Here is a 10,266-nt window from a genome sequence, read left to right as displayed (position 1 = left end):
GAGCATGATCAACCGGAAGATCACCGCTGTGGCCGGTCTCGCGGCCGCCGCGCTGGTGCTGGCCGCCTGCGGAGCGCAGCCGCAGGCCCCGAGCAATGAGAAGACCGGCGCGCTCACCGTCGCCACCACGTCGAACAACCAGGCGCCGATGGAGGCGGTGATCGAGGCGTACAAGAAGAAGAGCGGCCTCGACGTCAACCTGACCGTGGCCGACACCGCGCAGTACCAGACGACGCTGCGCACCCAGCTCTCGTCGGGCACCGCGTCCGACGTGTTCACGGTGTGGCCGGGCAGCGGCAACCCCGGCGCCATCTCCATCCTGCAGAAGGCCGGCTACCTGGCCGACCTGTCGGACCGGCCGTGGGCCGGGAAGGTCGAGCCCGGCACGGCCGAGACGCTGCGGATCGGCGGCAAGACCTACGGGCTGCCGTCGAAGCTCGACGCCATCGGCGCCATCTACAACGCCGCCACCCTGAAGGAGACCGGCCTGAAGGTGCCGGCCACCTACAGCGAACTGCTCACCTTCTGCGCGGACGCCAAGGCCAAGGGCAAGGTCGCCTTCGCGCTGGGCATCCAGACCGACTGGGTGACCCAGCTCATCCCGTACGCGCTGGTCGCCTCGACCGTCTACGCCGCCGACCCGGGCTTCAACGACAAGATGGCGCAGAACCAGGCCACCTTCGCCGCCTCCGGATGGGCGGACGCGCTGGCCAAGTACCAGGAGATGGGCAAGGCGGGCTGTTTCAACGACGACCCGCTCGGCACCGACGTGACCGCGTCCTACGGTCTCGTCAACACCGGCAAGGCCATCGGCGTGGTGCAGGTGCTGGCCTCGTTCTCGCAGATCGCCTCGACCGCTCCGGCGCGCACGGAGTTCGGCTTCTTCCCGCTGCCCGGCGGTGACAGCGGCACCAACCCGGTCCCGCGCGGCATCGGGGTGAGCTTCGCGGTCAACGAGACGGCGAAGAACCGGGTCAACGCCCTCGACTTCGTCGACTGGCTGGCGACGCCCGAGGCCATCAAGGTCTGGTTCGACGCCGCCCCCGGCATCCCCGCGATCCAGGGAGCCGACGTCGGGGCCGAGCCCGCCGTGCAGGCCGCCATCGACATCATCGCCGCCGGTCACACCGCGCCCTTCCCGGACAGCGGCTGGCCGAGCGCGAAGGTGCAGGCCGCGCACTTCACCGGGATCCAGCAGCTCTTCTCCGGCCAGGCGGACGCGGGGCAGGTGCTGGCGTCGATGGACGAGGCCTACTCCGCCGGCTGATCCGGCCCGCGCCGTCCGACCCGGGTGGCCGGGCGGGTCACCGTCCGCCACCCGGTATCCCTCATGTCACCGTCTCCCGCGAAAGACTCATGCCTACCACCTCTCATGACATCATCACCGCCGTACCCGTGTCGTTCGCCGCGGACGGGTCGCTCGACCTGGCCGGGACCCGGGAGATCCTCGCGTACGTCGCGGGCTCCGGGGTCCAGGGAGCGCTCGTGCTCGGCACGACCGCGGAGTTCCCGGCCCTGTCGATACCGGAGCGCAACGCCGTCGCGAAGCTGGCCGTCGAGGAGCTGCCCGGCATCCGGGTGATCGTGCACGTCGGGGCCGCCAGCCGGTTCGAGGTGTCGCAGCTCATCGCGGGCGCGCGGGAGGCCGGCGCCCGCGAGATCGCCGTGCTCACCCCGTTCTACCTGCCGGCGCCGCCCGAGGAGGTCTTCGCGTTCTTCCGGGACGTCAGCGCGCAGGCCGCCGGTCTGGACGTGTTCGTCTACCTCTTCGAGGCGCGCACCGGCGTGGCGGTGGACGACGAGCTGCTGGCGCGGCTCGCGGGCCTGCCGCACGTCGTGGGGGTGAAGGTCAGCGGGGAGCCCTTGGAGCGGATCGCCGCGTTCCGGGCCCGGCTGCCCGAGGGGTTCCGCATCTACACCGGCAGCGACGGCGACTACGCGAGCGCCGTCGCCGCGGGCGCCGACGGGATCGTGTCCGGGGTGGCGTCGGCGTTCGCCAGGCCGTTCGTCGCGATGCGGGAGGCGCTGGAGCGCGCCGACACCGCCGCCGTGGCGCGCCTGCAGGACGACGTGGACGAGGCGGTGGACGCCATTCGCGGCGAGCCGACCCGGATGCTCGCCGTGCACCGCCTCGCGGGCCGGCCGGTCGGCCGCTCCCGCATGCCGATCCCGGAACCCGACGAGGACGCGCTGCGGCGGCTCGCCCGGGACCTGCCGCGCTATCACTGACAGCCCTCCTCAGCGATACGGAGAAACACCATGACGCCCACCCGGTTAACCGCCCTCGCCCTGGCGGTCCTCCTCGCCCTGTCCACCGCCCCCGCGCACGCCGCCACCGCCGACGACGGGCCGCTCGTGCCGAAGGTGACCGACGGCCTCATCGACACCGCCGACACCGGCACGCTCGGCCTGGAACGCGCCGCGCGCGCCGAGACCATCACCGTCTTCGCACCCGGCGACGACGACCTGAAGTACAACCACGGCGTCGTGCTCATGCCGTTCAAGGGCCGGCTGTACGCCCAGTGGCAGAGCTCCGCAGTGGACGAGGACGCCCCCGACACCATCGTCACCTACGCCACCAGCGCCGACGGCAAGACGTGGTCGGACCCGGCCCCGCTCACCACGCCGCGCACCGACGGCTACACCTCCAGCGGCGGCTGGTGGACCGACGGGAAGACCCTCGTCGCCTACCTCAACGTCTGGCCGCGCGCGCTGACCCCGCGCGGCGGCCACACCGAGTACGTGACCAGCACCGACGGCAGAAGCTGGAGCAGTCCGAAGCGGGTGACCGGCGCCGACGGGCAGCCGGTCGACGGCATCATCGAGCAGGACGTCAAGGCGTTGCCCGGCGGCCGGGTGCTCACCGCGTTCCACGTGCAGCCGGGCCTGTTCGTCAAGCCGTACTACACCGACGACCCGCTCGGCGTCTCGGGCTGGACGCAGGGCCGCTTCGACAACCAGCCGAACACCCCGAAGATGAGCCGCGAGCTGGAGCCGAGCTGGTACCGGCGTCCGGACGGCTCGGTCGTCATGGTCTTCCGCGACCAGGGGGGCGGCACCTACCGCAAGCTCGCCGCGGTGAGCACCGACGACGGCGCGACCTGGTCGCCGTCGGCCGAGACGAACGTGCCCGACTCGCGCACCAAGCAGAGCGCGGGCAACCTGCCGGACGGCACCGCCTACCTGGTCGGCAACCCGACCGGCGCCCGCAACCGGTTCCCGCTGTCCGTGCTGACCAGCGCCGACGGGGTGACCTTCGACGCGGCGTACAACCTGCGCACCGCCGAGGACCTGCAACCGCGCCGATACGAGGGCCTGTACAAGTCCGCCGGCTACAGCTACCCGAAAAGCATCGTCTGGGACGGCTTCCTGTACGCGGCCTACGGCACCAACAAGGAGGACGTGCAGCTCAGCCGCGTCCCGGTCGCCGACCTCGCCCGCCGCGGCGGGCCGGCGGCGGTGCCCGGCAGGGGCGTGCTGTCCCACGACAACGGCTGGGACACCGGCCTGCTCGACGGCGACTACCGGGTCACGATGAACCTGTGGCGGGGCGAGAACGGCAGCTCGTTCCGGCTGTACGAGAACGGCGAGCCGATCGCGGCCCGCGACCTCGCCCACGGCGGGACCGCCCCGCAGTCGGTCACGATCCCGGTCACCGGCAGGACGAACGGCTCCTACGTCTACACCGGCGAACTGGTCAACTCCAAGGGCGTCACCGCGACGACCTCGGTCACGGTCAAGGTGACGCAGGCGTCGCCGGCCACCCCGGTGCTGTCGGCCGCCGCGCCCGGCCGGGACGGCTCCGTCCGGGTCACCGCCGACCTCTGGTGGGGCACGAACGCCACCTCCTACCGTTTCCTGGAGGGCACGAGCGTCGTCGCCGAGGGCACGCTCGTCGCGCGCACCCCGGGCGCGCAGGCGGCGGTGCTCGACGTGACCGGGCGGGCGCCCGGCTCGTACACCTTCGTCGCCGAGTTCGGCAACGCGGCGGGCACGACCAGGAGCGCCCCGCTCACGTCGACGGAGATCTCGACCATGTCGCCGGGGACGAGGAAACGCGGCGGGTCGAAGCCGAGGCCGACACCCGCCGGCGTGCCCGTCGCGATCACGTCGCCCGGCTCCAGGGCCACCGCCGCGGAGATCGTCTCGATCAGCGTGGGGATCGGGAAGATCAGGTCTGCCAGCGGGGCGTCCTGCCGCAGCTCCCCGTTGACGCGGGTACGCACGCGCAGGCCGGACACGTCGCCGATCTCGTCGCGGGTGACCAGGCAGGGGCCCATCGGGCAGTAGGTGGCGGCGCTCTTGCCGATGAAGAACTGCACGTGCCGCTTCTGCAGGGCGCGGACGGTCAGGTCGTTGACGATCGTGTAGCCGTACACGTGCCGCCACGCCTCGACGGCCGGGATCCGGACGCCGCCGGCGCCGATGACGACGGCCACCTCGCCCTCGTAGTCGCTGGTGCCGGTGCTGTCGGCGGAGACGTCGATCTCCTGCCCCGGGCCCGCGATGGACGAGCGCGCCTTGGTGAACACCACCGGATGGTCGGGCACGACCTGGCGCTGGGAGGCGTCGAAGCCGCTGCCGGCGAACTCGCCCGCGTGGTCGAGGTAGTTCTTGCCGACGCACATCACGTTGTTGGGCGGGCGGATCGGCGCCAGCAGCCGCGCCCCCCGGACGGTCTTGCCGGCGGCGGACAGTTCGGCGACCAGTTCGGCGGCCCGGTCGAGCCCCGGCTGCCCGAGCGCCACGAAACGGGCCATCGTCGCGGGCAGTTCGGGGGCGGCGGCGAAATCGACGACGTCGCCGTTCTCCAGGAGCGCGCCGATGCTCGTCGCCGGGCCGTTCTCGAAGGTCACGAGTTTCATTGTCTTCCTCTTATCGAAGGCGGTCGGAAATGCCGGAGCGGGCCGCCTCGGCATTCAGCGCGGAAATGACGTCGGCGGCGACCGGGACGCCCTTTTCGGTATTCTCGGCGCGCAGCCGGGCGGCCTCGTCGCCGGGCAGGCGCAGGGTGTCGCCGCCGGCCCGGCGCAACTCGTCCAGGTGCCGGGTCACGTCGCCGGGCACCGGTTCGGACGGCCGGAACACGTCGGCCCGCACGGCGATGAACACCTGCCCGGTGTTGGTCGGCGTGACGTCGTCGAGGCGGTGGTCCACGACGCCGGCGCCGAACGCGGCGCCGTTGAGCACGCCGGCCAGCAGGCCGATCGCGATCGTCAGCCCCGATCCCTTGTGGCCGCCGATCGGCAGCAGGAACCCCTCGTCCGCGCGGTCCGGGTCGGTGATCGGCCGCCCCTCGCGGTCGGCCACCCAGCCCACCGGCAGCGGTTCGCCGCGCTGCCTGGCCACCTTGATCGCGCCGTGGGAGGCGGCCGTGGTGGCGATGTCCAGCAGGAACGGCCTGCCGGGCGCGGCCGGGACGGCGATCGACAGCGGGTTCGGGCCCAGCACCGGGTCGGTGCCGCCGAACGGCGGCATCCCGTTGGCGCTGGCGACCGCCAGGTAGAGGCCGACCAGGCCGGCCTCGGCGGCCATCTCGGTGTAGAGCCCGGCGGCCCCGGCGTGGTTGGAGTTGACGGTGCCCACGATCGCCACGCCCGTCCCGGCCGCCTTGGTGATCGCCAGTTCGGCGGCCATCGTCATGACGACCTGGCCGAGCCCGTTGTCGCCGTCGACCTGCGCGCTCGTCGGGCTCTGCCGCCGGATCCGCGGCGTGGCGCGGGCGTTGATCCCGCCCGCGCGGATGCGCCTGAGGTAGGGCGCGACCCGGATCAGCCCGTGCCCGGCCCGGCCGCGCAGGTCGGCCTCGGCCAGCCGGCGGGCGGTCACCAGCGCGTGCTCCCCGCTGATTCCCGCGGCCCGGAACAATTGCGTGGAGAATGCCACCAGCTCGTCAAATGAATAGCGCATTGTATATCCTGTCGGTATGACCGATGAATGGTGGCCGGAATTGGCTCCGGTAATCGAGCCGACCGTTGCGGAGAAACCGCCGTACCGCGTCGTGGACGTGCACACGCATCTTTCCGTCCCGGCCGGGGAGCAGATCGCGAAACCCTTCTTCAAACCCGAGTACGAGCCCCGCCTGCGCTACTCCTCGCCCGAGACGCTGCGCTACAACCGGGAGTACCGCGCCAGCGACCGCCAGACGGCCCAGTTCGAGGACGCCGAGGCGCGCCTGGCCGACATGGACCTCCAGGGCGTCGACCTCCAGGTGCTGTCGGTGCCGCCGACCGAGTACTTCTACTGGCTGGACGAGCGGGAGGCGCTGAAGGCGTGCCGGGTGCAGCACGAGCGCTTCGCCGAGGTCGTCGCCCGCCATCCCGGGCGGTTCGCGGCCGTGGCCAACCTGCCGATGAACCATCCGGCACTGGCCGTCGAGGTCATGCGGGAGGCGCACGACGAGTTCGGCTTCCCCGGCTTCGAGCTGAGCGCCGACGTCGTGGGCCTCGACCTCGACGACGCCCGCTTCGACGTGGTGTGGGAGGCCGCCGCCGAGCTGGGCATGGTCGCCATCATGCATCCGCAGGGGTTCACCCACGGCCAGCGGATGAGCGACTACTACCTGGTCAACGTCATGTGCATGCCGCTGGCCTCGACGCTGGCCACCACCCGCATGATCCTCGGCGGCGTGTGGCGGCGGCACCCCGGCCTGCGCATGATCGTCGTCCATGGCGGCGGATACCTCCCCTCCTCCTACGCGCGCACCGACCACGCCTTCGAGGTACGTCCCGAACTGCGCCGGCACATCGACCGCAGGCCCAGCGACTACCTGCGCGAGCTGTACTTCGACAGCAACGTCTTCGACCCGGTCCTGCTGCGCCGCCTGGTGAGCGACTTCGGCGCCGAGCACGTGCTGCTCGGCACCGACTACCCCTTCGACATGGGCACCGTCGATCCGCTCGGCTTCGTCGAGCGGGCTGGGCTCGACGAGCGCGAGCGGCGGCTCGTGCTCGGGGGCAACGCCGCCCGGCTGCTCAGGCTCGACCGACCTTGAGCGCCGCCTCGTACGCCTCGGCCGAGAGGGGCAGGCCGACCGCCTCGCCCCGCTCCGCCGACAGGTCGGCGGCCAGGTAGACCTCCATCGTGGTGCGGGCCAGGCGCGGGTCCACCATGACGGGACGGTCGTGCGCGACGGCCTCCAGGAAGTGCGTGGTCTCGCGCTCCATCGGGCCCGCGTAGGTCGCGCCGACGTACTCGCCCGGCATCGTCGACAGCGGGAAGCGCACCCCGTCGGACACGGTGTTGAGCACGATGTCCCGGTGGCTGGCGTCGGCCAGCACCGCGCCGTCGGTGCCCAGCACCTCCATCCAGGTGGTCGACTGGTTCGGGTAGCCGGGCGGCAGCGACATGCCCGCGCCGACCGTGACCACCGCGCCGTCGTCCATGGTGACGAGCAGGTACTGCGTGTCGGGGGAGCCGTGGGTGGCGCGGCGTACGCCCCACGCGTTCTGCGAGTAGACCCGTACCGGCCGGCGCGGGCCCAGGCACCAGAACGCGAAGTCGAGGTCGTGGGTGGCCTCCATCGCGGCCGGCGACAACCTGGTCCGCGAGCTGATCTTCGCACCGAGCGACCTGGTGATGTGCCGGCTGATCAGGATGCTGGTGACGGTGCCCAGGGTGCCGTCGTCGATGGCCCGCCTGATCAGCGCCTGCTTGGCGTTGAAGCGCTGCGAGTAGCCGATCGTGAACTTCAGGCCGCCCGCCTCGGCCAGCCCGATCAGCTCGTCGGCCTCCTCCAGCGTGAGTGCCATCGGCTTCTCCAGCAGGACGTGCTTGCCCGCCGCCAGCGCGGCCCTGGCCATCGGGTGGTGCAGGGTCTCCGGCGTGGCCGAGATCATGATCGCGCTGATCCGGTCGTCGGCGACGAGCCGCTCCCAGTCGGCGGTCGCGGTGCGCGCGCCGGTCGCCTCCGCCACCTCCGCCAGCCGGGCGGGGTCGATCTCCGCCAGGTGCAGCCCGTCCACCAGGGCGCTGCGGGCCGAGGCCAGCGCGCGGATGCCGCCGCACCAGCCGGTGCCGATCACACCGACGTCGAGTGGTCCCGTCATCGTGCTTCCTCTCGCAGGCCGCCGCGCAGTTCCTCGGGGCTGATCGGCAGGGACACCGGCGTGCCGCGCCGGGCCGACAGGTCCATCGCCATCGTGTGCAGGAGGTTGGCGTGGCCCTCCCGCGCGGTCGCGTGCGGGGTGGCCACCCCCTTGGTGAGCCGGCTGAACCAGGACATGGTCTCCTCCCGCATCGGCCCCCACAGCAGGCCGTCCGACAGGTCGCCGGGCGGGTAGCTGCCGACGAAGTCGACGTGCCGGGTGGCCGGGGCCTCGAAGCCGCGGCTGCGGTAGCCGGCGGGCTGGCCCCGCTCGGAGGCGACGATGACGTCGCGGTGGGTGTCCTCGATGTCGATGACGCCGGTGGTGCCGACGATGCCGATCTCCAGGCCGTACACCGAGCCGGGCCAGATCGCCGGGAGGGCCCAGTTGATGTTCATGCTGAACAGGGTGCCGTCGTCCATGGTGAAGATGCCGAACGTGCCGTCCTTGGTGCCCGACGGGCCCAGCACCACGTCCGTGGACCTGGCGTACACCTCGACCGGGGTCCGGCCCTCCAGCAGCCACATGCTCATGTCGAGGCTGTGCGTGCCGGAGACCACCATCGGGGTCAGGCCGGTGGTGTCGGTGACCTTGCGCAGGGTGGCGTCCGGGACCATCCGGTTCATGAACGCGCGGGTGACGACCGAGGTCACGCGGCCGATCTGGCCGTCACGCAGGCGCTGCTTGACGGCCAGGAAGCGGCGGCGGAAGCGCTGGGTGTAGCCGACGACCGCGTCCACGCCGCTGTCCTCGATGGCGGCGAGCACCCGCGCCGACTCGACCGGGTCGGTGGCCAGCGGCTTCTCGATGAACAGCGGGTGCCCGTGCCGCACCGCCTCCATGACGGGGTCCACGTGCCGGCTCTCGTCGGTCGCCACGATCACCGCGCTGACCTCGGGCCTGCGCAGCAGCTCGGCCGCGTCGGTGGTGACGAAGTCGGCCCGGGTGTCGGCGGCCAGCTCCTTCAGCGTCGCCGGGTCGATGTCGCACAGGCCGAGCCAGGTGACGCCGGGGTACTCGCGGGCGAGTACGGCGCGGATCCGGCCGACCGTGCCGCACCCGACGACGGCCAGGCCGATCCCGTTCTCCTGCATGCGGGTCTCTCCTTACGGTAGGACGATCAGGCGGGCCCTGAGGGCTCGGTCAGCCCGAGCAGCCGGGCGGCGTTCCCCCCGGCGATCAGGTCGATCTGCCGCTGGTCGAGTCCGGGCGTCGCGCCGAGCAGCGCGAGGGGGTCGTCGTCGCCCATGTCGTAGGGGTAGTCGGTGCCGAGCAGCACATGTTCGGCGCCGTACCGGCCGACCAGGTACGCGAGCTGCTCCGGATCGAACACCATCGTGTCGAGGAAGAACCGGCGCAGGTACTCGGTGGGCAGGCCGGGGACGTCCTCCCTGACGTCGGCGCGGGCCCGCCAGCCGTGGTCGACTCGGCCGGCGTAGGCGGGCAGGTAGCCGCCGCCGTGCACCACCACGATCTTCAGCCCGGGGTGCCGCTCCATGACCCCGTCGAAGATCAGGTGGGCGGTGGCCAGCGTCGCCTCGAAGGCGTGGCCGATGATGTTGACGAAGTTGTGGTCCTGGAGGCGCTGCGGGTGCGTGCTGCCCTGGGTGTGGATCACCACGACGCTGCCCAGCCGCTCGACCTCGGCCCAGAACGGGTCCAGCCGCGGGGCCGAGATCTCCTCGCCCTCGACGTGCGTGCCGATCTCGATGCCGCGCATGCCCAGCTCGGTGGCCAGGTAGCGCAGCTCGGCCACGGCCGCCTCGGCGTCCTGCAACGGGACCGTGCCGAGCGGCACGAACCGCCCGGCGTGCGCGGCGGTGGCCTCGGCCAGCTCCTCGTTGACGAGCCTGGCCACCTTCGCGCCCAGCTCCGCGTCGGCCCAGTAGTAGTACTGGTAGACCGCGACGGCCACCGCCTGGATGTCCACCCCCATGCGGTCCATGTCGGCGAGCCGGACCTCCAGCAGGTCCATCTTCGGCCTGATGTCGGCGAGCTGCCGCTCGTTGACGGCCCGGGTGGTGGCGTTGCCGTGCCCGAGCGCCACCTTGCCGGCGGCCCTGGCGACGTCCTTCATCAGGGCGGCGGCCGGCCCGCACTCCCGGTGGCAGTGGATGTCGATGACCGGTCCGTCGCCACGGCGCGCCCTCGTCATGGATGCTCGGTCCTTCCGTCGCTC

Annotated in this window: 8 protein-coding genes and 1 pseudogene; 4 read left to right on the top strand and 5 right to left on the bottom strand. The window is 72.1% G+C overall.

Annotation, left to right across the window (positions count from 1 at the left end; genetic code table 11):
- Positions 1–4 precede the first annotated feature (4 nt).
- The 3 genes and pseudogenes from FAF44_RS10180 to FAF44_RS10170 form a co-directional block, all read left to right on the top strand.
- Entirely contained in the window at positions 5–1,267 is a 1,263-nt protein-coding gene (locus FAF44_RS10180; protein ID WP_237102816.1) for an ABC transporter substrate-binding protein, read from the top strand.
- Positions 1,268–1,356: 89 nt separating this feature from the next.
- The gene (locus FAF44_RS10175) at positions 1,357–2,229 is read left to right on the top strand and encodes a dihydrodipicolinate synthase family protein (RefSeq protein WP_237102815.1); all 873 of its coding nucleotides are present in this window, start codon (positions 1,357–1,359) and stop codon (positions 2,227–2,229) included.
- 30 nt (positions 2,230–2,259) lie between these two features.
- Positions 2,260–3,363 (top strand): annotated as a pseudogene (locus FAF44_RS10170) (sialidase family protein); the annotation flags it as partial.
- A gap of 485 nt (positions 3,364–3,848) precedes the next feature.
- Here FAF44_RS10170 and FAF44_RS10165 read toward each other — a convergent pair.
- The gene (locus FAF44_RS10165) at positions 3,849–4,856 is read right to left on the bottom strand and encodes a fumarylacetoacetate hydrolase family protein (RefSeq protein ID WP_237102814.1); all 1,008 of its coding nucleotides are present in this window, start codon (positions 4,854–4,856) and stop codon (positions 3,849–3,851) included.
- A 19-nt stretch (positions 4,857–4,875) separates the two neighbouring features.
- The gene (locus FAF44_RS10160; protein ID WP_237102813.1) at positions 4,876–5,910 is read right to left on the bottom strand and encodes an Ldh family oxidoreductase; all 1,035 of its coding nucleotides are present in this window, start codon (positions 5,908–5,910) and stop codon (positions 4,876–4,878) included.
- 16 nt (positions 5,911–5,926) lie between these two features.
- Here FAF44_RS10160 and FAF44_RS10155 point away from each other — a divergent pair, with 16 nt between their 5' ends.
- Positions 5,927–6,994, top strand: coding sequence for an amidohydrolase family protein (locus FAF44_RS10155; protein ID WP_237102812.1), 1,068 nt, complete (start codon positions 5,927–5,929; stop codon positions 6,992–6,994).
- On the opposite strand, the gene FAF44_RS10150 is transcribed toward FAF44_RS10155, so the two are convergent.
- From FAF44_RS10150 to FAF44_RS10140, 3 genes are read right to left on the bottom strand one after another with little or no spacing between them, the layout of a single operon-like run.
- Positions 6,975–8,048: a Gfo/Idh/MocA family protein gene (locus FAF44_RS10150; protein ID WP_237102811.1), complete on the bottom strand. Its 1,074-nt coding sequence runs from the start codon at positions 8,046–8,048 to the stop codon at positions 6,975–6,977. The genes FAF44_RS10155 and FAF44_RS10150 overlap by 20 nt on opposite strands.
- Positions 8,045–9,181: a Gfo/Idh/MocA family protein gene (locus FAF44_RS10145; RefSeq protein WP_237102810.1), complete on the bottom strand. Its 1,137-nt coding sequence runs from the start codon at positions 9,179–9,181 to the stop codon at positions 8,045–8,047. The genes FAF44_RS10150 and FAF44_RS10145 overlap by 4 nt, the downstream gene beginning before the upstream one ends.
- 26 nt (positions 9,182–9,207) lie before the next feature.
- On the bottom strand, positions 9,208–10,242 hold the full coding sequence (locus FAF44_RS10140; protein ID WP_237102809.1) for an amidohydrolase family protein: 1,035 nt from the start codon (positions 10,240–10,242) through the stop codon (positions 9,208–9,210).
- Positions 10,243–10,266 lie beyond the last annotated feature (24 nt).

Origin of the sequence: Nonomuraea sp. MG754425, assembly GCF_021699195.1 — a bacterium.
GTDB lineage: Bacteria > Actinomycetota > Actinomycetes > Streptosporangiales > Streptosporangiaceae > Nonomuraea.
Note: the sequence above shows the minus strand (reverse complement) of the source record. Positions and strands in the feature narration are given on the sequence as shown.